The organism is Streptomyces sp. 35G-GA-8 (assembly GCF_023534745.1).
Classification (GTDB): domain Bacteria; phylum Actinomycetota; class Actinomycetes; order Streptomycetales; family Streptomycetaceae; genus Streptomyces.
Genome location: NZ_JAMHJQ010000009.1, coordinates 426,133 through 448,667 on the forward strand (window position 1 = coordinate 426,133; position 22,535 = coordinate 448,667).

Here is a 22,535-nt window from a genome sequence, read left to right on the forward strand (position 1 = left end):
CGCAGGGCCGAGGGCGGGCTATGCTCGTGTGTGTTGTGCCGAGGGCCGTTAGCTCAATTGGCAGAGCAGCGGACTTTTAATCCGTTGGTTGTGGGTTCGAGTCCCACACGGCCTACCGTCGGCAGGCGGAGGATCCCTTGTCCGACCTGCTGTGAAGTGCCCCGCCCGGGTCGACTCGTACAGAGCCCCCCTGCCGCGAACAGCGGTAAGGGGGGCTTCGTCGTCCAGTTGGCGCCCCGAGCGCCCGGTCGGCGGTCTCCTCAGCAGCAGAAGGTGTCGTCCTGGGTGCCGGCGGCGTCCGGGGTGGTCGTCGGGGTGCTGCCCCAACCGGCGTCCGTGGTAGCGGCCACAACCTGGGGCGCGTCATCGGCCGTCGTGGCGGCGGCGGGGGCGATGGCGGCGGCGAGCGCGAGCAGAGAGGCAACCGCGAGGCGGCGGGCCCTGGGCATAGCAGTCCTTTCGACAGCGCTTCGAACGCGCTTACGGGAAGCTGACGGAACGTCAGCGTGCCATGCGCGAGGGGTGTATCCAAGGGGTGGCTGCCGCGAGAACCCGCGAGGGCAGGAACTCACATGACAAAAGAGGGGCGGATGACAAGCGCGTCAGGATCTGCCACCGGGATTCGGGCCGCTTCCGGCGTCGAGGGGGCCGGCGCCGCGTGCAAGTGGCGTTGGGGGGTGCCGTGGCAGGGGCAGTCGCAGCGGAGCGTTTCGATCGCGGGTCCTGTGCGCGACTGCCAGGGGAGCCGGGTCTCGCCCGGGCCGTGGCATTCCGCGTGCTCCTCGATGCGGCACGCCGGCGCCGTGTAGGCGGGCACCTTCGGTGTCACTGGGCCGCTTCCACTTCGTGTCCGTCCGTCGTCGTCCGGGTTGCCGCGTCATCCGTAGGTGTGGCTTCCGCGCCGTGCCGACCGGGTGCGGGCGGCGGTACGGCAATCGGCATGACGCCTCTCCTACTACGCTGAGTTGCCCGTCCGTTACTGGGTTCATGACAGTAGGGAGCGGAGATCACCGCCTGAAGTGACCACGGGTACGGGTAGCCGGCCGTGGTCCGTGTGCGATTGGGGGCCCCGTGCCGAACGTTCCGCGGTTCACCCTGACCGGCAGTCGGGCGAGAGCGCCGAGGGCACGTGCGGGGATCGTGTCCGGTTATGTGTTCCGGATCATCCGTGAGCAACTGGGGCTCACCCAGGAGGCCCTGGCCGAGAAGTTCCGGGTGTCGGCCGACACCGTCGCCGGGTGGGAGTCGGGGCGGCGGGCGCTGACCGCCGTACCGGTTGGGCAGTTGTTCGTGTACAGCCACCGGCTGATGCGGCTGGGTACCGTCCCCGCGCTGCTGCTGTCCCTGGAGCGCGCCATGGAGGCGGACGTCCTGCTCGCCGGCGCGCTGGACGGCGGATTCTCGTACGAGGCCAATCCGCTGGGCGCGTGCGTGATGCGGCGGGATCTGGTCGAGGTGCTCGCCTGGCCTCTGAACGGGGTCGCTCCCACGTATCTGAGCGCGCTGCCCGAGCCGCCGCGTACCCGGCGGGGGCCGGTGCCCCAGGGGCCCGAGTTGGGGGCCGCGGACCGTCGCCGCTTCTTCTCGGAGATGCGGCGCACCGCCGAGCGGGCCCGGGGGTCGGAGAGCTTCCTGCTGCGGCGCCAGGCCCTGTATCTGGCCGGCTATGACGACCGGCCCGACACCCCCGGCTGGCTGGCCCGCCAGCAGCGCATCGAACGGCCCGACGACTGGCTGTCGGCCTGGCTCAACTCCCGCTCGGTGGCGGCCGTCGCCGCCCGGCAGGGCGACCGGGACCGGATGCGCCACTTCATCGACAGCACCCTCGTCGACGACGACGCGGGCGAGGCCGCCAATCTGAACTACTGGGCGTACTGGATCGGCGAGGCACCGCACATCCAGCTGTCCGACGACTTCATCGCCGCCCGTACCCCGGGCAGCTGGCCGGGCGACAGGCTGATGCACCACCTCGTCGGAGGACTGTCGCCGCGTCACGGGTTCTTCGACCTCAATGTCCACACCCTGTGGGCGCTGCTGGCGGCCCGGCCGAATCTGCTGCGGCCCGGCGGCCCGGCGGGGAGCGCGCTCAGCGAATGTCTCCCGGCGCTGCTCGACGACCGGGAACTCTCGGCGCGCGCGAGAAGGGAACTGCAGGGAATTCGGTACGCGATTCGGCTCGCCGAGGCGTGAGCGGGCGGGCATATCCCTCCGTAGTCTTCGTCCCGTAGCCTTCGTCGTCCGCCCGTGGTGAAAAGATCCGGGTCCCAGAGGCTGCGCACAGGGCGAGATCGACGCACTCTTGGGCCTATGAGTGATGCACCGATCGTCGTCCACCGGGCGTCAGGGACAGGCGGGCGGCGGGTCACGGTCCGTGGGCGGATCATGGGGCTCGCCCACTCCGACGACCATCTGATCGAATTCCTGCGTCTGGCGGGGCTGCCGGACGCCTGGGAGCTGCTGGACGACCCGGCCTGGGTGGAGTGGCAGGGCGGCCCCGCGCACGAGTACAGCGTGGTGTGAGCCCGCGTGGTGCGCTGCCACGCTCCCCGGGCACCTCGCCCCGTCGACCCGGTCAGCGCTGTTCGTCCGCCCGTTCCGCCTGGTCGGCAGGCTCCCTCTGCTCCGCCGCGATCGCGGCGAGCTGTGTCAGATTGTCGATCCGCCAGTCCGCCGCCTCGATCACCTCCGGGTCGTCCGCCCACAGATAGCCCCACGGCCCGCGCCGCAGATGGACGGCGCGCAGACCCGCCTCCCTGGCGGGGAACAGGTCGTACGCGGGATGATCGCCCACGTACACCGTCCTGTCGGGCGTGGTCCCGGACACCTCGACGACGCGCGCGAAGAACTCCGGCGACGGCTTCTCGACGCCCCACTCGCCCGAGGTGGCGATGAGATCGACGGGCAGATCGAGGCCGCGCAGCAGCTCCCCGGTCTTGACGGTCTGGTTGCCCGCGAGGACGACGCGGAGGCCGAGTGCCCGGATGCTCGCCAGGGCGGGCCGTACATCGGGATAGAGATCGGACTCGTCGAGATGGTCGCCGCGGCCGGCGGCCTCCCTGGCGCGGTACGCCTCGCCGACATCCATGCCGGGTTTGATGAGGCGGAGGGCGTCGGCGTTGTCGCGGTTCTGGACGGTGGCGGCGCCGACGAGCGCGGAGACGGTGTGTCGGGGAATGCCCAGCCAGTCGGCCCAGGACGCCCAGTAGCGGTCGTCGCGGACGAGGGTCTCGCCGACGTCGAACACGATGGTTTCAATCACCGGTGTAACCCTAGGGCCGGACAGGGGCCAGAGGGGACACGCTCTGCCGATTGTCAGTGGCTGGCCGTAGCCTTGCTCCTATGTTCGCTTCCTCGTCCACTCCTTCCCCCGCTTCCGGTGACGGCGACTCGTTACGCGCTGTCAGGTCCGCCGCTGTCGTCAACGCGGAGATCCGTGCCCTGTGGGCCCGCGCCGGTGGCGCGCTGCCGCCCGCCGAGCAGGAGCGCTACCAGCGACTTCTGGTGGAGTGGGCCGTCGCCGTCCGCGCGGATGTCGTCGAGGCGGCCTAGGCCCGCTCGTTGTGCGCCGAGTGGTGATGATCTTGCTCCGGATGGCGTAGAGTTGCGTTCAACGGCGCGGGGTGGAGCAGCTCGGTAGCTCGCTGGGCTCATAACCCAGAGGTCGCAGGTTCAAATCCTGTCCCCGCTACTGGAAGAGAACGAAGGCCCGGATTCCTGGTGAATCCGGGCCTTCGTCATGCCCGCCCGCGCCTTCGGCTTCCGTGCTTGACCTTTACGCAACGTCAAGTTCTACCGTGAAAGTCATGGAGTGGTCGATCCAGGAAATCGCGAAGAAAGCGGGCACGACGAGCCGCACGCTCAGGCACTACGGCGAGCTGGGGCTGCTTGAGCCCAGCCGTACGGGCAGCAATGGCTATCGCTACTACGGACAGGACGCCCTGGTCCGGCTCCAGCGGATTCTGCTGCTGCGGGAGCTGGGGCTCGGGCTGCCCGAGATCGCGCGCGTCCTCGACGGCCGGCAGGACACGGCCGCCGCCCTGCGCGGCCATCTGATCCTGCTGGAGCGGGAACGGGAGCGCATCGGGCGGCTGATCGCCTCGGTGCGGACCACTCTCCACAAGACGACGACGGGAGAGGAACTCATGGCCGAGGACGTACTCGACGGCTTCGATCACACACGGTACGAGGAGGAGGTGACCCAGCGGTGGGGCCGGGACGCCTACGAAAAGGGCGACCGCTGGTGGCGGTCGCTGAGCGAGGAGGAGCGGCAGGACTTCAAGGGCCGGCACGAGGACATCGCCAGGGACTGGGGGCGCCTGGCCGCGGCGGGCCTCGCCGCGGACAGCGAGGAGGCAGGGGCCGTCGCCCGGCGTCACTGCGAATGGCTGTCCGTCACGGTCGAGCCCACCAGGTCGTATGTCATCGGCGTGACGGCGATGTATGTCGATGACGCGCGCTTCGCGGCCACCTATGACCAGTACGGTGAAGGTACGGCTGTGCTCGTGCGGGACGCCATGAAGGTGTACGCCGAGCGCCACCTGACCGACTGATCCGTTCCGTCGGCCCCGGGTGCGCCAAGCACCGGCGGGGTCGGCGGGTCGGCTCGTCGTAGCCCACTCGGCCGACGGCGATTCGCCGCCCGGGAGGGCAGCGGCCAGCCTGGGTGGAGCGCGGCACCGTCCGCAGCAGTCGGCGGACCGGGCAGGAGACCACTGGTGTGGAGACTGAGGAAGCTCGGAAAGAGCATCGGCGGCAGGGGCCGGCGGGCGGCCGAGGACGCCGGGCTCTGGGCTGCTGACGGAAGGGGTTTCTGGGCGGCGGGCGACAATGTCCGCGGCGGCGGCCGGTATCCGGGCGGACGCGGCGGTACCGGACGCAGACTGGCGCGGGCACTGCCCGTGCTGGTGATCATCGCTGCGGTGATCTTCGACCTGGTGACCCCGACGCGGGTCACCGCCTCACCCCTGTTCGCCGCCGCTCCGCTGTTCGCCGCCCCGTTCTACCCGCTGGCCGGCACGCTCGCCATCGCCGCCGCCTCGCTGGGCGCCGAGGTGGTGCTGCATATCCACGCGGACACCCAGTTCCAGGTGGAGTCGATCAGCGAGGTGCTGACCGTGCTGGTCGTCTCCCTGCTCGCGCTGTACATCAACGGTGTCGTACGGCGCAGCGGCGAGCGGCTGGCCTCCGCCCGCATCATCGCCGAGACCGCCCAGCGCGCGGTGCTGCCCAGACCGGCCGAGCGGATCGGGGGGCTGCGGATCGCCGCGCGGTACGAGGCGGCGCAGGAGGGCGCGTTCATCGGCGGGGACCTCTTCGCCGTACAGGACACGCCGTACGGGGTGCGCCTGGTGGTCGGGGACGTACGGGGGAAGGGCCTTGACGCGGTCGAAGCGGTGGCGGTGGTCATCGGGTCGTTCCGGGAGGCCGCCGAGCAGGAGAGTTCGCTGGAGGGGGTCGCGCAGCGGCTGGAGCGCGCGCTCAGGCGCGAGGGGACGCGACGGGACGGGCTCGATGTCTTCGAGGGGTTCACCACGGCCGTTCTCGCCGAGATCCCGCACGAGGAGGGTGTGGTGCGGCTGCTCAACCGGGGCCACCCCGAGCCGCTGCTGATGTGCCGCGACGGTCAGGTACGGATGCTCGCCCCGAGCGACCACGCGCTGCCGCTCGGGATGAGCGAACTGGGCGCGTGGCCGGACCGGGCGGACCAGGCCGGGTATCCGGAGGGCGCGACGCTGCTCTTCTACACGGACGGGCTCACCGAGGCGCGCGATGCCCATGGGGTCTTCTACGTCCCGCGCGAACGGCTCGACGGACGGGTCTTCCAAGGGCCCGACGAGATACTTCAGGCGCTCATCGACGACGTACGGCGGCACACGGGCGGCGGGAGCCAGGACGACATGGCGCTGCTGGCGGTCAGCCGGCCCTCGGAGGGCGAGCCGGAGCGGCGCAGGACCATGCCCTTGGTGCCGTGAGACGGCCGCGCCCGCCGTCGAGGCCGTTGCCCGGATCGCCCGGCGAGGCGCCTCTGCCACTGTATGTAATCGAGGGGTATCCCTCCGCATAACATTTGACACACCGTCAGAAATGTAGGCCCCCCTGACGGGCCGTCAACTCGCCCGATTAGATTCCCTTACGTCCCGGTACGTCCGATGCGAAGTCGTTAACGATCACCCGGAACAGCTTGGAATAAGGGCCGGGTCTCTATTAACGTTCGATAACGCAGCGCGGTCGTCCCAGCCGTCGTAAGAGATGGCACCGTGCGCACGCGCCGAATCCCGCGAGGGAACCGGGGAACCACCAATTGGGGTGAATCGGGTGTCTTTTGCTGCCCTGTGCGGCAGGAGCGCCCGTAGGAGACCTTCCTGCTCCGAACCCGTCAGCTAACCCGGTAGGCGAGAAGGAAGGAAAGGAGCACGCCTCAGTGGCGTCCAACAAGCCTGCCCCCGAAGCCGTCTTCGAAACCCACTCCTTCGGCAGCGAGCCGGACAGGGCGTGGGGGGAATGGAATCCCACCGAGGAGTCCATACGGCCGGTACGCGGCCGGCACCGCGTCGCCAAGCAGCGCGGACTGGCCCGTAGCTCCACGGTCCTCGGCGTCGGCGTCATCGCCGCCGTCGGCGCGGGCGGCATCGCCACCGCGCAGGACAAGCCCGCGGTCTCCATATCCCTGCCCGACGCGATCACGGACAAGCTCCCGGACGCCGCGTCGCTGCCGGGAATGGGCTCGCTCGCCTCGGACGACTCCGAGTCCCAGGTACTCGCCGCCCCGCTCACCACCGCCGGGCTCACGACCGCCGAGACCGAACAGGGCGCCACCGACGCGGGAGAGGCGCTGCGCGCCCGTATCCTCCAGCAGGCCGAGGCGCAGCAGACCGGGGCCGACGCGGCGCGGAAGGCCGCCGCGGAGTCGGCGGCGGCCGAGCAGGCCGCGGCCGAGGCCAAGAAGCAGCAGACCGACGCCGAGAAGAAGATCGAAGAGGCGAAGAAGAAGGCCGAGGCGGAGGCCAGGGCCAAGGCGGAGAAGGAGCGGCTGGCCAAGCTGGCCGCCAGCTACGCGATCCCCACCTCCTCGTACACGATCACCTCGACCTATGGTCAGGCCGGCTCCCTGTGGTCCTCCGGCCAGCACACCGGCCTGGACTTCGCCGCGCCGACGGGCACCCCGCTCAAGGCCGTGCACAGCGGCACGATCACGTCGGCCGGCTGGTCGGGCTCGTACGGATACCGCACGGTCCTGGAGCTCGATGACGGCACGGAGATCTGGTACGCCCACCAGTCCTCGATCTCCGTCAGCGCCGGGCAGAAGGTCACCACCGGCGAGGTCATCGGCAGGGTCGGCGCGACCGGCAATGTGACCGGCGCCCATCTGCACCTCGAAGTCCACACGGCGGGCGGCGCGGGTCTGGACCCGATGAGCTGGCTGCGCGGCAAGGGCCTCAACCCGTAGACCTGCCCCGTAGGCACTCCTGCTCGGTATTCCCCCGGGTATTCCCCCATGCGGCCCACACGAGGGCGCGGAGCGGAATAGGGCGTCCCCATTGGGGGATTGCATCCACCTATGACCGCTCTGCGCCCACTGGGCTCCTCCGATCTGCACGTCTTCCCGCTCGCCCTCGGCGGCAATGTCTTCGGCTGGACCGCGGACGAGACGGCCTCCTTCGCCGTCCTCGACGCGTACGCCGCCGCGGGCGGGAACTTTATCGACACCGCCGACATGTACTCGTCGTGGGCACCCGGCCACCAGGGCGGTGAGTCCGAGACCGTCATCGGCAACTGGCTGGCCTCGCGCGGCAATCGCTCCGACATCCTGATCGCGACCAAGGTCGGCGCGCACCCGCGGTACAAGGGGCTCAAAGCGGCCACCATCAAGGCCGGGGTCGAGGAGTCGCTGCGCCGGCTCCGTACGGAGTACATCGATCTCTACTACACGCACTTCGACGACCCCGAGGTCCCGGTCGAGGAGATCATCACCGCTCTCGACCAGTTGGTGAAGGCCGGCAAGGTCCGCGCGCTCGGCGCCTCCAACATCGGCGCGGAGCGGCTGGCCGCCTCGCTCGTCTTCTCCGAGCGCGAGGGGCTGGCCCGCTATGTGGCGCTTCAGCCGCACTACAACCTCGTCTCCCGCGACACGTACGAGGGCGAGCTTCTGGACACCGTGCTGCGTCACGGTCTGTCGGTCGTCCCGTATGCCGCGCTGGCCTCGGGCTTTCTCACCGGCAAGTACCGTCCGGGGGCCACGGTCGACAGCCCTCGGGCCGGCAAGGCGGCCGAATATCTGGAGTCCGAGCGGGGCGCCAGGGTCCTGGCCGCGCTGGACCGGATCGCCGGGGCACGGGACGCCGAGATCGCGACCGTCGCGCTGGCCTGGCTGGCGGCTCAGCCGACCGTGGTCGCGCCGCTCGCGTCCGCGCGTTCGACCGAGCAGCTGCCCGCGCTGCTGGCGGCGGTCGACCTCGAACTGACGGCGGAGGAGCTGGCGAAGCTCACGGCGGCGTCCGCCTGAAGCCTCTCACTGAAGCCTCTCACTGAAGCCGCCGCCCGAAGCCGCCGTCCGAAGCCGCTGCCCGAAGCCCTCGTCGGACCGGCTCGTCATTGGCGGTAGGGGTTGTAGCCGTCGTAGTCGACGTACGGCGGCGGTACCCGTACCCGGCCCGTGGCCCGCGCCGCGTAGGTCAGCGCGGGCCCGGCTATCTCCCTGCGTTGCCACAGATGGTGCAGCAGCTCCTGCTCGCGCTCGATGAAGTCCGGGCCCACCGCGCCGCGGTGGGCCCGGTGGCGCAGAAACGCCAGGGACGTCGCGAACGCCTCGTACTCCCGTACCGATCTGGCCGCCGGCGGGCCGTACGTACGCCGGGCGAAGTCACGCGCCATCGTGCGCGCCCGCATGGAGGAGAGCGCGAGGGGCGCGGCCGGGGTCAGCCAGCCGGCGGCGGCGTACGCGGGCAGCTCGGACCCGACCGTGCGCAGCTCGCGCTGGCGGCTCCAGATCACCAGCCAGGTCAGCAGCGCGAAGACCGGGACCATGAACACCCCGTACACCACATAGAAGCCGTACGGGCCGAAGAGCGGCCCCGATCCGTTCCACAGCGCGTGCAGGCCCATCGCCAGGGCCAGACCGAGCAGAGGGAGCGCGAACCGGCGGATCCGCTGCCTGCGCGCCGCCATCGCCGCCAGTCCGAAACCGATGCCGGTGAGCACGGTGAAGAGCGGATGGGCGAACGGCGACATGACGACCCGTACGAAGAAGGTCGCGGCCGTGACGGAGGCCAGACCGGAGTTGCCCAGGTCCTGGTCCTCGCCGAAGGCGCTGCCCAGATAGAGGATGTTCTCGGTGAAGGCGAAGCCGGTGGCGCTGAACCCCGCGATCACGACGCCGTCGACGAGCCCGGTGAAGGCCCTCCGGCGGAAGAGGAAGATCAGCAGAATCGCCGCGGCCTTGGCGCTCTCCTCCACGACGGGGGCTATCACCGTGGCACCGAGGGATTCCGCGCCCGCCGGGTCGGCGGTGGCGGTGGCTATCCATTCGGTCGCGAACGAGTTCGCGATGATCGCGACAAGGGCGGCGGCGAAGGCGCCCCACGCCAGGGCGAAGAGCTGATTCGGCCAGGGCCCCGGCTCGACCCGGTCCAGCCAGCGGAAGGCCGTGATGAGCAGCGGTACGGGCAGGACGGCCAGCCCGAGTCCCACCAGAAAGCCCTCCGTGCCGGTCTCGTCCCGGACGAGCGCGAGGATCACCAGCGCGCAGAGGGCGAGCACCGTGATCACGGCGCCCACCCGCACCGCGCGGCGGCGCCAGAAGGCGCGGCTCGGCCGGTAGCGCCTGCGGGCGGGCTCCGGCACGGCGGCCCACAGCTCACCGAGCCGCTGCTGACGCTCGTAGTCGGGGATCGCCGGACGTGGACCGGGTGGCTGCGGGGACGGTTCTGACACTCGACGACCCTAACGAGGGGCACTGACACCTGGCGATGGTGCCCGGACCACGGCCTCGTGTTACGCGGGTCCCGTTACCGAAGGGCGCTCAGGGGCTTGGCGTTCCGCTCCGTGGCGTTCTGCTCCGTGGTGTTCCGCTTCGTGGTGTTCGGTTCCGTGGCGTTCCGCTTCGTGGTGTTCCGTCGCCCGGAACTCCGGTGCGCGGCGGAACAGCAGGTCATGCACCACATGGCCCTTGTCGAGCCCCTGCCCCTCGAACCGGGTCAGCGGACGGAAGGCCGGCCGTGGCGCGTAACCGCCGTCCCGCTGGGTGTTCTCGAAGCCGGGGTGGGCGGTCAGCTCCGCCAGCATCTGCTCGGCGTAGGGCTCCCAGTCGGTCGCGCAGTGCAGCACGGCGCCCGGCTTCAGCCGGCCCGCGGCCAGCGTGAGGAACTCGCGCTGGATCAGCCGCCGCTTGTGGTGCCGCTTCTTGGGCCAGGGGTCGGGGAAGTAGATCCGCAGCCCGGCGAGCGACTCGGCCGGCAGCATCTCCCTGAGCAGGATGATCGCGTCGCCGTTGGCCACCCGGATGTTGGTCAGCCCGTTCTCCTCCGCGAGCCGGAGCAGATTTCCCTGGCCCGGAGTGTGCACATCGACGGCGAGGATGCCGGTGCCCGGGTCGTCCGCGGCCATGCGCGCCGTGGCCTCGCCCATCCCGAAGCCGATCTCCAGGACGACCGGAAGCCCGCCGAACATCTCGTCCGGGTCGAGCACCCGCTGCCCGTCGATGTCCATGCCCCAGTCGGCCCACATCCGCCGCAGCGCCTCGGCCTGGCCGGTGGTGACCCGGCTCCGGCGTGGCTGGAAGCTTCGGATGCGCCGCTCGAAGTGGGACCCGGCGGGGTCGGCCGCGGGGCCCGTGCCCTCGGGAAACATCCGGCTCATGGTGCGGCTCTCGGCCATCTCGTTCGTCTCGCTCACAGTGCCTCCGATTCTACGGAGGACCGGGACCCCGAGGCTCAGTCCTCCGCCAGCACGGCCAGCGCCCGCCGCGCGACCTCCCGGCCGATGGGCAGCGCGGCCGTCGCCGCCGGGGACGGCGCGTTCAGGACATGCACCGTGCGCGGGGTCTGCCGGATCAGGAAGTCATCGGCCAGCGTGCCGTCCCGCAGCACCGCCTGGGCCCGTACCCCGGCCGCCGCCGGGCGCAGGTCCGCGTCGGTGACCGCCGGGAGCAGCCGCCGTACGGCCGTCGCGAAGGCGCGCTTGGAGAGCGAACGGTGCAGCTCACCGGCGCCGTACCGCCAGTGCTTACGGGCCGTGCGCCACGCGCCTGGCCAGCTGAGGGTGGACGCCAGCTCGCCGGGGCGCACGTCCGACCAGGTGTAGCCCTCGCGGGCCAGCGCCGGGACCGCGTTCGGCCCGACATGGACACCGCCGTCGATGGAGCGCGTCAGATGGACGCCGAGGAACGGGAACGCCGGGTCGGGCACCGGATAGACCAGCCCCCGCACCAGATCCGGCCTGGCCAGCTCGTAGTACTCACCCCGGAACGGCACGATCCGCATGCCCGGTTCGTCGCCCGCCAGCAGCGCCACCTGGTCGCACTGGAGCCCCGCGCAGTTCACCAGGGCCCGCGCCCTGACCACCGCGCCGGCGGCCGTACGGACCGCGACGCCCCAGGGGCGCCGGTCGATGACCGTGACCTCGGATCCGTACCGTACGGACGCGCCGGTCGCCTCCGCCGACTCGGCGAGCTGCTCGGCGACCGCCACGAAGTCGCACACCCCGGTCGTACCGACCTGGATCGCCGCGAGGCCGCGCACCTGGGGCTCGTACTCGGTGATCTGCGCCGGGCCCAGCTCGCGCACCGGAATGCCGTTCTCCCTGCCGCGCTGGACCAGGGCGTGCAGCCGGGGCAGTTCGTCGCGCCGCGTGGCGACGATCAGCTTGCCCGTGACCTCGTGCGCGATGCCGTACTCCGCGCAGAACTTGACCATCTCGGCGGAGCCGCGCACCGCGTACCGCGCCTTGAGCGAGCCGGGGCGGTAGTAGACGCCGCTGTGGATCACCCCGCTGTTGTGGCCCGTCTGGTGGCGGGCGGGGCCCGGCTCCTTCTCCAGCACCACGACCCTGGTGCCCGGAGCGGCGCGCGTGATCGCGTACGCCGTCGAGAGACCGACGATCCCGCCGCCGATCACCAGCACCTCGCAGTCGAAACCCATGCGTCCGCGTCCGCTCATGCGCGCCACCTCCCACCCCGATAGTGCACTGGCCCGCGGACGACGTGCTTAAACCACCGCGCTCGAACCGTTGACCGGTGGACATGTGCGCCATGCCTCGCGGACAGGTTCCGGCCGGGTGCGGGGACGTCATGGACATGGCCCCGAGGTGTCGCCGGGAGCAGGCCGCTGGATCAGGCGGGCGCCACCAGCAGGGGCCGCGCGCGCTCCCGCAGCTCCACCACCCGCGGCTCGTCCCCGTACGGCTCCAGGCGGTGCAGCAGATCCCGTACGTACTCCGTCGTACGCGCGGAGGAGATCCGGCCCGCCACCTCCACGGCCCGCGTACCCGCCGCGCAGGCCGCGTCCAGATTGCCCGACTCCAGCTCGGCCACGGCGCTCACCACCAGGCGCAGTCCGTGCGAGCGTACGAACTCCTCCGTCGGCCGGGACAGCGCCTGCTCCGTGAACTGCCGTACCTGGCGCGGCGCCTTCAGATCGCGGTAGCACTCGGCGGCGTCGGCCGCGAACCGGTCGTACGAGTAGAAACCCAGCCAGGACGGGTCGGCGTCGCCCTCCCGCGAGCGCTCCAGCCAGCCCTCGGCCGCCTTCAGCGCGGCCCCGGCCGCCACCGCGTCGCCCGCCTTCGCGTGCGCGCGCGCCTCCACCAGCCGGAAGAAGCTCATCGTGCGGGCGGTGGCCAGACCGCGATTGCGCTCCAGCGCCGCCTGGGCGAGATCCACGCCCTCGTCCGCGAAACCGCGGTAGGTCGCCTGGAGCGACATGGAGGCCAGCACATAGCCGCCGAGCGGTACGTCGGCGGCGGCGCGGGCCAGCCGCAGCGCCTGGATGTAGTAGCGCTGCGCGGCCTCCTGCTGGCCGGTGTCGAAGGCCATCCAGCCGGCCAGCCTGGTCAGCTCGGCGGTGGCGCCGAACAGTCCCCTGCCCACCTCGTCGCTGTACGCGCCGAGGAGCAGCGGCGCCGCGTCGACCCGCAGACACTCGGGCACCATCGAGGAACGCCAGTCCCCGCCGCCGTACTTGGAGTCCCAGCGCCGGGCGTCCGAGGCCGCCTCCCGCAGCTTGGCCACATCGCTGTGGCCCACGCGCAGTGGCGTGACCTCGCCACCCGGTCCGGAGGCATCGACGGCCCCCCCGCTCCCGCCATGCGCTCCCTGCGCCGCCTCCGCGACCGCCGCGTCCCGGGCGACCGAGGAGTCGGCGGGGGTTATCAGCCACCGGGAAGCGGGTGTGGCGTAAGCGCTCACTGCGAAGGATCCGGCCAGCGACTGCCATATGCCGCCGCTGCCCGCCCGGCGGCCCGCGAGGTCCAGCCGGTACAGCTCCGTCGCCGCGCGCACCGCCTCGCCCACATCGCGCGGGAAGGCGAGCCCGACCTCGGGGGCCGGATCCGCGTCCGCGAGACCGATCTCATGGAGTGGGACGGGACGTCCCAGCTTCGCTCCGATGGCGGCGGCGATGAGATGCGGCGCCGCACCCTGCGGGACCATGCCCTTCGACACCCAGCGCGCCACGGAGGTCTTGTCGTAGCGGAGTGTCAGACCACGTTGCGCCCCGAGGTCGTTGACCCGCCGGGCCAGGCCGGCGTTGCTGATTCCCGCGAGGGCGAGAACGGTTCCGAGCTTTTCGTTCGGCCCGCGTAGCTCCCTGGACATGCGTCACCCCTCGGCACACAGACGCCCGCCGCTTCGCGGCATAGGCGCGCGGCATTCGTAAACCCAGCGTAGTTCGCCACATCCCGACCGTTAAGGGGCGGAGTTCCGGATGGCGGGATTGTTGTCCGTGCGGTGATCGCGCCGCAGGTCCCCGAGCGGCGCGCCGTGCTCCGGCTGTGCAGCGCGCGCCCGGCCGTGCGCTCTTGGCCACGGTGGAGCGGGAGCGCTTCCATGAGACCTGCGTGGGTCGGCCCACTGCGTACTGGAACCAGTGGGCTGGGGGATCCCGCCGCCCCAATCCCCGCGGGCGGTGGATCAGTCCGGGAGGCGGGACACGCCTCCCGGACTGAACGTATACCGGTGCTGAACTGACGCGCCGGGCCCGGAGATTGGCTGAATGCTGTCTGTCCGCGGAAGGCCACATCTCCGCCAAATGGCCATTGCCAGGGGCGCATTCGCATTCCCACCCGCGCTTCCGTAGGCCCTCCTGTGCGCTGTTGTCATGGCAGCATGTTCCCGAACGGCTTCAGCTCAAGCGTTTCCAGCTTGGTCTGGACTTGTCCACAGGCTGTGGAGGCGGCGATGCGCTGGTTGGTGGGATGGAGCAGTATCGCCGCGCGTTTCGGTACGGCAGGGGCCGTCGGTCCGGTCGGTGACGGCTCCGAGGGCGGCAGCGTGCATCCCGTCGGATCCCAGCTCCTGTGGGGCGACCCGGATCCGCTGTGGGCGGTGGGCGACTGGCGGCCGGACGAGATCAGGGTCGTCACGGTCGATCCCTTCACCCGGCTCGCCGTGCTCGGCTGCTGCGGCGCCACCGACGAGGAGCTACGGGTCGGGCTGTTCGCGGCGCGCGGCGGCGCCCTGCGCCATCTCACCGCCTGGCCGGGCAGTTACACCGCCGTCGCCCAGATCGGCCGCCGCATCACCGTCGCAGGCGATCTGGCCGGGGCCCGGCCCGTCTTCTACACGCCGTGGGCGAACGGCACGGCCTACGCCACCGCCGCCCTGCCGCTCGCCGATCTCATCGAGGCGCAGCTCGACATCGGGCATCTGGCCGCGCTCCTCGCCTGCCCCGAGACCCCGGAGGCGCTGCGCGACACGACCCCGTACGACGGCGTCAAACGCATTCCGCCGGGACACGCGCTCGTCCTGCGCGAGGGCTCGCGCGAGATCACCGGATACGAGCCGGTCGCCTCCCTCGCCGTCGCGGGACCCCAGCGTGATCCGGACCGGGCCGTCGAGGGCGTACGGGACGCGCTCATCGAAGCCGTACGCGCCAGGCTGCTCGCGCCGCGCCACGCCCCCGAGACCCTGCCGCCCGACCCGGGTCCTGTCCCCGGCATGGGGCCCGCCGACCGGCGTGCCGCCCGGGGCGGGCCCGTGCCCGGCATCGGCGCCGATCTGTCGGGCGGCAGCGCCTCCGGCACTCTCGCGCTGCTCGCCGCCGGGCTGCCCGGGGCGCCGGGCACGATCCTGGGGCACGGCACCGGCGCGGGGGAGCGGCTGCTCGCCGTCACCTTCAACGATCTGTCCACCGGCGCCCGCGACGAGGCCGAGCTGGAGCGGGCCCGCGCCATCGCCGCCAACCCGCGGCTCCACCACGTCGTCGTCCCGGGCGGTGAAGAGGCCCTGCCGTACGCCGAGTTGGAGGGCCCGCTCACCGACGAACCCGGGCCGTCCCTCGTCACCGCCGAGCGGCACCGGCGCAGGCTGGCCGCGGGCAGCGCCGACCACTTCACCGGCGCCGGTGCCCGCGAGGTGCTCGACGCGCATCCGGCGCGCCTGGCCGATCTGCTGCTCGACCGGCGCAGACGCCATCTCCTGCACCCGGTCAGCGCGCTCGCCAAGGCCGAGGGCCCGTCGCCCGCCTCGCTGTTCATCCCGCTGACCGTCTACCGGGCGGCCCGCCGGCTGGCGCGTACGCCGTACCGCACCGGTCTCGAAGAGGCCGCCGCCCGGCTCCCCGAGGCCAACAGGGGGGTGCTGACCGCCGCCGCGATCAGTCCGCTCGGGGCGTCGCTGGCGGCCCTCACCTGGTCCCGGCCCGGCCCCGCCGCGCGCTGGCTGACGGGGGAGGCGCTCGCCGAAGTATCGGTTCGCCTGATGTCGGCGTCGACCCGGCCCACCTCCGTACAGCGCCCCGGCGAGGCACGCGCCCGCGCCGCGCTCGCCCGCCACGCCGCCGACCACCGTGTCTTCGAACAGGCCGCGGAGATCCGCAGCCAGCGGCTGCACGCGCCGTTCCTCGACAACCAGGTGGTACGGGCCTGCCGTGATCTGCCCGAGGCGCTGCGGGTGCAGCCGGGCGCCCGCGCGGATGTGCTCCGTACGGTCCTCGCCGGGGCCGGTATCCACGAGCTGCCGCCGGGCTGGGGCGCCACGTCCCGGGACGGCGCCGCCGCCGCGACGCGCGTGGGCCTGCGGGCGGCCGTCGGCGAGCTGATCGACCTCTTCGACGCGCCGCTGCTCGCCGACGCGGGCCTGGTGGAGGCCCGCGTCGTACGCAAGGCGCTGCGCGCGGCGGCCGAGGGCGAGCCGGTGCCTCTGGACGGGATCGCGGACCTGGTCTCCACGGAGCTGTGGCTGCGGCGGCTGCTCGCCCGGCGCGGCACCTGCTGGACGGGCACGGCGGCGCCGCGCCAGCGGGCGGTGGCGGGCGGCGTGGCCCCGCGGCCGACGCTGCACCAGTAGGGCCGGTCGGCGCCGAGCGAGGAGAGCCGAGGCCTGGCCGGAGGAGCTGGGGCCGCGCCGGAGGAGCCGACACCGCGCGGTAGAGCGGAGGCCGCGCGGTAGAGCGGAGATCGCGCGGTAAGGCGGAGATCGCGCGGTAGGGCGGAGATCGCGCGGTAGGGCGGAGTGGGGCGCTCCGCTCTACCAAGGCGGCGGCGCTCCGGGAAAACCAGACGGTCGTTGTCAGACCCTGCCCCCACAATGGGCCGGGTGCGGTATCTCATCCTTGGCGTCACCGAGGTGCGTGACGGACACGGCGGGAGCCTGCCGCTGGGCGGACCCCGGCTGCGGGCGCTCCTCGCCGCGCTCGCGCTGCGCCCCGGCCGGCCCGTCGCCGTCGGGGAGCTGGTGGACGAGGTGTGGGGCGGCGAGCCGCCGCAGGACGCGCCCGCCGCGCTCCAGGCGCTCGTGGGGCGGCTCCGGCGCGTCCTCGGTAAAGAGGCGATCGATTCGGTCCCCGGCGGCTACCGGCTCGCGGCCGTGGTGGACGACATAGATCTGTACGTCTTCGAGCGGCTCGCGCGCGAGGGGGCGGACCAGCTCGACGGGGGCGATCCGCGGAGCGCCGCCCGTACCCTGCGCGCGGCGCTCGCGCTCTGGCGTGGCGCGGCCCTCGCCGATCTGCCCGACCGGGACCGCGGCGTACGGCCCGAGGCCCAGCGGCTGGCCGCCCTCCAGCAGCGCATAGAGGCCGATCTGCGCCGGGGCGCCACGGCCACGCTCGTACCGGAGCTGAGGGAACTGGCCGCGGACCACCCGTACGACGAGCCCTTCAGGGCGCAGCTCATCCGGGCCCTGTGGGCGGAGGGCCGGCAGGCCGACGCGCTCGCGGCGTACGAGGACACGCGCCGCGTCCTCGCGGACGGGCTCGGCGCCGACCCCGGGCCCGAACTGACCTCGTTGCAGAGGCAGTTGCTGGCGGCCACGGGAGCGGGCGCGGCCCGAGCGACCGCGCCCGCGACCGCGACCGCGGTCGGTGACGGTACCGGTACCTCTTCCCCGAGGGAGTTCGACGCGGCCCCTGTGACCACGGCCGACACCGCTCTCCGGCTCGACATCGACATCGGCAGCGGTGCCGACGCCGGTGCCGGTGCCGGTGCCGATTCCGACCCCGGTGCCGATTCCGTCGGCGAGGCCACGACCGGGGCGCCCGCCGGGGACAGCCACGAGCCGCACGGCAATCTGCGCCCCCGTCTGACCTCCTTCGTCGGCCGCGAGAGCGAACTCCACGCCATCCGGGCCGATCTGCGCCGCTCCCGCCTGGTCACCCTCACCGGACCCGGTGGCTCCGGCAAGACCCGGCTCGCCGAGGAGGCCGCGCCCCGCAACGCCTGGCTCGTCGAGCTGGCCCCGCTGGACCACCCCTCGGCCGTCCCCGGTGCCGTACTGAGCGCGCTCGGGCTGCGCGAGACCCAGCTCGCCGCCCGCGACGGCCGGCCCGCCCGGGACGACCCGACCGCCCGGCTCGTCGACCATCTCGCCCGCAGCGGCACGCTCCTCGTCCTCGACAACTGCGAGCATGTGATCGGGGCCGCCGCCGCCCTGGCCGAGACGCTGCTCGTCCACTGTCCCGGCCTCCGTATCCTCGCCACGAGCCGGGAGCCGTTGGGGGTGCCGGGTGAGTCGGTGCGGCCGGTGGAGCCGTTGCCTCCGGATCCGGCGCACCGGTTGTTCGATGAGCGTGCCGGTGCGGTGCGGCCGGGGTTCGATCCGGCGGGGGATCCGGAGGCGGTGGCGGAGATCTGCCGTCGTCTTGACGGTCTGCCGTTGGCGATCGAGCTGGCGGCGGCGCGGTTGCGGATGCTGACGCCGCGTCAGATCGCGGATCGTCTCGATGACCGTTTTCGGCTGCTGACCAGCGGGAGCCGGACGGTCCTGCCGCGCCAGCAGACCCTGCGCGCCGTTGTCGACTGGTCCTGGGACCTGCTGGACGAGCGGGAGCGTAGGGTCCTGCGCGAGGTGTCCGTCTTCGCGGGCGGCTGGGATCTGACGGCGGCCGAGGGCGTATGCGGCGGCGCGCCGGCCGACCCCTCGGGCGACGTGCTGGCCGATCCCTCGGGCGATGTGCCGGGCACGCCCTCGGAAGACGTGCCCGGCACCCCCTCGCCCGCCCCCGCGGGCGGCGCGTCCCACGGGTCCTCCGGTCGCGCGTCCCCCGGTGCCGCCGCCGACGCCTCCCATGTCCCCGATCTGCTGGGCGCGCTGGTCGACAAGTCACTCGTCGTCGCCACTCCGGTCCCCGGCCCCGGCCCCGGCGGTGCGATGCGCTACCACCTCCTGGAGACCATCCACGAGTACGCGGCGGAACGCGCCGCCGAGACTCCGGCCGTACGGTCCGCCGCCGAGCGCGCCCACTCCGCCTACTTCGCCGCCCTCGCCGAGGAGGCCGAGCCCCGACTGCGCTCCAGGGACCAACTCCCTTGGATCCGGGGCCTGGAGGTCGACCTCGACAACATCCGTGCCGCCCTCCACCGCGCCGTACTCGCGCGCGACGAGGAGACGACGCTGCGGCTGGTCTTCGCCATGGGCTGGTTCTGGTGGCTGCGCAACCACCGCCCCGAGGGGCTGGCCTGGGCGGAGTGCGCGCTCGGCCTCGGCCCCGAACCGGCCGGCCCCGACGACCCCCGGTACTGGCCCCGGATGCACCTCCAGGTGCTACGGGTCTTTCTCGCCGGTGAGAGCGGCCAGACCGAGAGAATCAGGACCGACGCGCACTTCCAGGAACTCGTCCTGCGGATCCGCGAGGCCTTCGGCAGACCGGGTCCGCAGTCCGCCCGCTTTCCCGGGCTGCTCTGGGTACTGGTCGTCTACGCGAACGACGAGAAGCTGGACATCCACGCCCTGATGGACTCGTCCATCGCCAACTGCCGTGCACACGGCGGTGATTGGGAGACGGGCGTGCTGCTGATGGGCCGTACGCACATGATCGTCGACATGCCCGGGGGAGCGCACGGCGTCGATCGGGACCTGACCGAGTTGCGCGAGCTGAGCCGACGCGTCGGTGACCGCTGGATGCGCGCGCAGGTGGCGAGCGTCGTCGGCGAGGCGGGCATGGCGCGCGGGCGGTACGAGGAGGCGCGCGACGCGTACGAGGAAGCGCTGCGGTTCGCCGGCGAGGTGGGGGCGCACGCCGAGGCGCCTTTCCTGCTCGCGCGCCTGGCCGAGCTGTCGTACCGCGCCGGTGACACGGACGCCGCGGAGAGAAGGCTCGACCGCGCCGCCGAAGAGGCCGAGCGCTATCAGGTCCAGGACGCCCGCGCTTTCGTCCACCTCATGCGGGCGGTCTTCGCCCTGGACCGGGGCGAGACCTCCCGCGCCAGACTGCTGCTGGACGAGGCGAGGTCCGGCAGCGTACGCGGCTCACCGCCACCGCACTTCGCCGCGGTGACCAGCGCGCTGGACGCGCGGATCGCCGCGTACGAGACGAAGGGGCCGGTGGCCGCCGCCCGTTCGCTGGCGGCCGTGCTGCGTACGGCGCGCGAGAGCCGGCTGACGGACCCCATCGTCGCCCAGCTCGCCGAGATGGCGGCCCCGGTGGTGCTGCTCGTCGGCGACCCCCGCCGCGCCGTCAGGATCCTGGCCGCCGCCAACACCTGGCGGGCCGGCTATCCGCGCTCGGTGCCGGAGTGGACCGAGGCCCGGCGGATCGAGACGCTCGCCCGCGCGGAGCTGGGCGAGCGGGAGTACGAGGCGGAGCACGAGGCAGGCCGCCCTCTCACCCCCGACCAGATCGCCGACCTGCTGGAGCTGCCGACCCGGACCGTCGCACCACCACGCGAGAGGCCCGACGAGCGGGACTAGAGGGGCTGACCGGAAACGCGGGATGCCGCACCACTCATTTGACTCGTCACCCTGCGCGCATGAATGATCACTAAACGTTCCAGGTGACCGGCCCCTTCTCGTGGGCCTTGACGACAGGGCACATCCATGTCTTCGGCCATGCGTAGGACGACGAAATCTCCGGTGGCGCGGCGGCTGGCTGCCGCGGCCGTCGCGCTGGGCAGCTGCCTGGCGCTCGCCGGGCCGGCGGGAAGCGCCGGTGCGGCGCCCGCCGACCCCGTACCGACCGTCTTCTTCGGCGACTCCTACACCGCCAACTTCGGCATCGCTCCCTTCAACCAGGACGGCAAGAGGGACTTCTGCTTCCAGGCGAAGGAGAATTACCCCACCGTGGCCACCCGCCGCCTCGCGGACAAGGGCATCACGCTCGACGTCCAGGCGGACGTCTCCTGCGGAGGCGCACTCGTCCACCACTTCTGGCAGGAACAGGAGCTGCTGCTGCCCGGCCTGACGGTCCCGCCGCAGCAGGACGCGCTCAAGCAGGACACTCAGCTGGCCGTGGGCAGCATGGGCGGCAACACGCTGGGCTTCAACCGCATCCTGAAGCAGTGTTCCGACGAGCTCCGGAGCCACCCTCTGCTGCCGGGAGAGCCGGTGGACGGGGACGAGCCCGCCTCCAAGTGCGGCGAGTTCTTCGAGACCGGGGACGGAAAGAACTGGCTGGACGGCCAGTTCGAGCAGGTCGGTTGGGAACTGGAGGAACTGCTCGACCGCATCGGCTACTTCGCCCCCGACGCGAAGCGCGTCCTGGTCGGCTACCCCCGGCTCGTGCCCGCGGACACCACCAAGTGCCTGACCGCGGCGCCCGGTCAGACGAAGCTGCCGTTCGCCGACATTCCCCAGGACGCCCTGCCGGTCCTGGACCAGATCCAGAAGCGGCTGAACGACGCCACGAAGAAGGTCGTCGCTGACGCCGACGGCGGCGCCGACTTCGTCGACCTCTACGCCCACACCGGCGCCAACACGGCGTGCAACGGCGCCGACCGGGGCGTCGGCGGCCTGCTGGAGGACTCCCAGCTCGATCTCGGCGCCAAGCTCCCCTGGTACGCGCACCCCAATGACAAGGGCCGCGACATCCAGGCCAAGCAGGTGGCCGGCAAGGTCGAGCAGATCCTCAACCGGTAGAAGGGCACGCGGCCCGGCAGGCTCACGGCGCCGACCGGCTGCCCGGGGACACACCCCGGGCAGCCGGTCCTTATGCCGGCTCACGTAGTGGGGCATGACCCGACCGTTCAGCGGCAGCTGATGCGGGACTGTGCCCAGTCCGCGAGTGCCACCACGTCGAACGGCGTGTGCGGTTCGACCACCAGCCGGATGGTCTTGCGTCCGGAAATGCCAACGTCCAGGGGTACGGCCGCGTCGTCGCCGCTCAGCACCGGCGAGCGCCAGAGCCGCGACCCGTCGCCGTACAGCGAGAAGCGCACGGATCCGAGTCCCCTCGTGAGATCGTCCACCCCGACCAGGGCCGCGTAGCGGGAGCAGCTCCGGTTGAGATCGATGGTGACCGACGAGGCGGCGCGCATGGTCACGCCGTGGCCGTAGCGGGTGCCGTTGATCGACACGTTCGACCGCTGCCAGAGCCAGTCGCTCGCGCCGAGCCGTACCTCCGGCTTGGAGCCGTCGCCGAAGACGCCGTACGCGAGCTTGTTCACCTGGAAGACGGCCGGGGCCGGGGGTGGCTTCGGGCTGGGGGGCGGCTTGGGCGCGGGCGACGCGGGCGGGCTGGGCCTGGGTTTGGGCCTGGGCCCGGGCTTGGACGGGGGCTTCGGGGCGGGGGTGCGCGACGGCGTGGGCTTCGTCGAGGGGGCGGGTTTCTTGGGGGGCGTGGTGCCGGGTTTGGGCGCCGGCGGCTCGGGCGCGGCCGGTTTCGGCGGCTCGGGCGACGGGGCCGGCCGCTGCGGTACGAGGGGCTTCGCAACCGGCGGCCTGGCCTTGGGCGGCTGCTCGGGCCCGGGGTTGTTCACCAGGGCGAAGACGATCCCGGCCGCCGCGGCGACGGCCACCAGCCCGCCGATGCCGGCCTTCACCGGGGCGCCGAGCCCTTCGGACGCGGCGGCCCCACCGGCGGCCCCACCGGCGGCTCCGCCCGCCGCCCCACCGGACGCTCCGGCGGCGGCGCCACCCGCCCCACCGGTCGCCGCGGCGGCGGCACCGGCCC

16 protein-coding genes, 2 tRNA genes, 1 pseudogene and 1 riboswitch are annotated in these 22,535 nt (G+C 72.4%); of the genes and pseudogenes, 12 read left to right on the plus strand and 7 right to left on the minus strand.

Translation table 11 applies throughout. The features are described 5' to 3' along the window. Window positions 1-42: 42 nt before the first annotated feature. Window positions 43-115 (plus strand) — tRNA-Lys (locus M1203_RS23060). Window positions 116-260: 145 nt separating this feature from the next. On the opposite strand, the gene M1203_RS23065 is transcribed toward M1203_RS23060, so the two are convergent. Continuing rightward, window positions 261-449 carry a hypothetical protein gene (locus M1203_RS23065; RefSeq protein WP_249951661.1) on the minus strand — a complete coding sequence of 63 codons (189 nt, stop codon included), beginning with the start codon at window positions 447-449 and terminating at the stop codon, window positions 261-263. A 691-nt stretch (window positions 450-1,140) separates the two neighbouring features. Between M1203_RS23065 and M1203_RS23070 the strand changes: the two genes are divergently transcribed. Further along, window positions 1,141-2,190, plus strand: coding sequence for a helix-turn-helix domain-containing protein (locus M1203_RS23070; protein WP_249951662.1), 1,050 nt, complete (start codon window positions 1,141-1,143; stop codon window positions 2,188-2,190). Between the two features lie 117 nt (window positions 2,191-2,307). After that, complete coding sequence (locus M1203_RS23075) at window positions 2,308-2,520, plus strand: hypothetical protein (protein ID WP_249951663.1); 213 nt, start codon at window positions 2,308-2,310, stop codon at window positions 2,518-2,520. A 52-nt stretch (window positions 2,521-2,572) separates the two neighbouring features. Here M1203_RS23075 and M1203_RS23080 read toward each other — a convergent pair whose 3' ends face one another. Further along, the gene (locus M1203_RS23080) at window positions 2,573-3,256 is read right to left on the minus strand and encodes an HAD family hydrolase (RefSeq protein ID WP_249951706.1); all 684 of its coding nucleotides are present in this window, start codon (window positions 3,254-3,256) and stop codon (window positions 2,573-2,575) included. 83 nt (window positions 3,257-3,339) lie between these two features. Here M1203_RS23080 and M1203_RS23085 point away from each other — a divergent pair, with 83 nt between their 5' ends. The 6 genes from M1203_RS23085 (at window position 3,340) to M1203_RS23110 (ending at window position 8,503) form a co-directional block, all read left to right on the plus strand. Beyond that, entirely contained in the window at window positions 3,340-3,549 is a 210-nt protein-coding gene (locus M1203_RS23085; protein ID WP_249951664.1) for a hypothetical protein, read from the plus strand. A 65-nt stretch (window positions 3,550-3,614) separates the two neighbouring features. Then, window positions 3,615-3,688: transfer RNA gene (locus M1203_RS23090), tRNA-Met, on the plus strand. Between the two features lie 115 nt (window positions 3,689-3,803). Further along, window positions 3,804-4,550 (plus strand): MerR family transcriptional regulator, encoded by a 747-nt coding sequence (locus tag M1203_RS23095; protein WP_249951665.1) that lies wholly within the window; start codon window positions 3,804-3,806, stop codon window positions 4,548-4,550. A gap of 195 nt (window positions 4,551-4,745) precedes the next feature. Further along, complete coding sequence (locus M1203_RS23100) at window positions 4,746-5,972, plus strand: PP2C family protein-serine/threonine phosphatase (protein WP_249951707.1); 1,227 nt, start codon at window positions 4,746-4,748, stop codon at window positions 5,970-5,972. 284 nt (window positions 5,973-6,256) lie between these two features. Beyond that, a riboswitch (cyclic di-AMP (ydaO/yuaA leader) is annotated at window positions 6,257-6,410 on the plus strand. A gap of 11 nt (window positions 6,411-6,421) precedes the next feature. After that, window positions 6,422-7,447, plus strand: coding sequence for a M23 family metallopeptidase (locus M1203_RS23105; protein WP_249951666.1), 1,026 nt, complete (start codon window positions 6,422-6,424; stop codon window positions 7,445-7,447). Window positions 7,448-7,558: 111 nt separating this feature from the next. After that, window positions 7,559-8,503 carry an aldo/keto reductase gene (locus tag M1203_RS23110; RefSeq protein WP_249951667.1) on the plus strand — a complete coding sequence of 315 codons (945 nt, stop codon included), beginning with the start codon at window positions 7,559-7,561 and terminating at the stop codon, window positions 8,501-8,503. A gap of 86 nt (window positions 8,504-8,589) precedes the next feature. Here the strand turns inward: M1203_RS23110 and M1203_RS23115 are convergent, their stop codons facing one another. The 4 genes and pseudogenes from M1203_RS23115 to M1203_RS23130 form a co-directional block, all read right to left on the minus strand. Continuing rightward, window positions 8,590-9,930 carry a PrsW family intramembrane metalloprotease gene (locus M1203_RS23115; protein ID WP_249951668.1) on the minus strand — a complete coding sequence of 447 codons (1,341 nt, stop codon included), beginning with the start codon at window positions 9,928-9,930 and terminating at the stop codon, window positions 8,590-8,592. Window positions 9,931-10,125: 195 nt separating this feature from the next. Beyond that, window positions 10,126-10,872, minus strand: a pseudogene (gene trmB / locus M1203_RS23120) (tRNA (guanosine(46)-N7)-methyltransferase TrmB); the annotation flags it as partial. 56 nt (window positions 10,873-10,928) lie between these two features. Then, a complete protein-coding gene (gene lhgO / locus M1203_RS23125; RefSeq protein WP_249951669.1) occupies window positions 10,929-12,152 on the minus strand; it encodes an L-2-hydroxyglutarate oxidase in 1,224 nt (407 codons plus the stop codon). A gap of 173 nt (window positions 12,153-12,325) precedes the next feature. After that, window positions 12,326-13,807, minus strand: a complete 1,482-nt coding sequence (locus tag M1203_RS23130; protein WP_249951670.1) for an MFS transporter — start codon at window positions 13,805-13,807, stop codon at window positions 12,326-12,328. A gap of 582 nt (window positions 13,808-14,389) precedes the next feature. Here M1203_RS23130 and M1203_RS23135 point away from each other — a divergent pair. The 3 genes from M1203_RS23135 (at window position 14,390) to M1203_RS23145 (ending at window position 21,502) form a co-directional block, all read left to right on the plus strand. Continuing rightward, on the plus strand, window positions 14,390-16,498 hold the full coding sequence (locus tag M1203_RS23135; protein WP_249951671.1) for an asparagine synthase-related protein: 2,109 nt from the start codon (window positions 14,390-14,392) through the stop codon (window positions 16,496-16,498). Window positions 16,499-16,747: 249 nt separating this feature from the next. After that, on the plus strand, window positions 16,748-20,338 hold the full coding sequence (locus M1203_RS23140; RefSeq protein WP_249951672.1) for a BTAD domain-containing putative transcriptional regulator: 3,591 nt from the start codon (window positions 16,748-16,750) through the stop codon (window positions 20,336-20,338). Window positions 20,339-20,476: 138 nt separating this feature from the next. Beyond that, complete coding sequence (locus tag M1203_RS23145) at window positions 20,477-21,502, plus strand: SGNH/GDSL hydrolase family protein (protein WP_249951673.1); 1,026 nt, start codon at window positions 20,477-20,479, stop codon at window positions 21,500-21,502. Between the two features lie 107 nt (window positions 21,503-21,609). Here the strand turns inward: M1203_RS23145 and M1203_RS23150 are convergent. Continuing rightward, window positions 21,610-22,535 (minus strand): NPCBM/NEW2 domain-containing protein (locus M1203_RS23150; protein ID WP_249951674.1); only part of this gene is annotated, 926 nt, incomplete at its 5' end.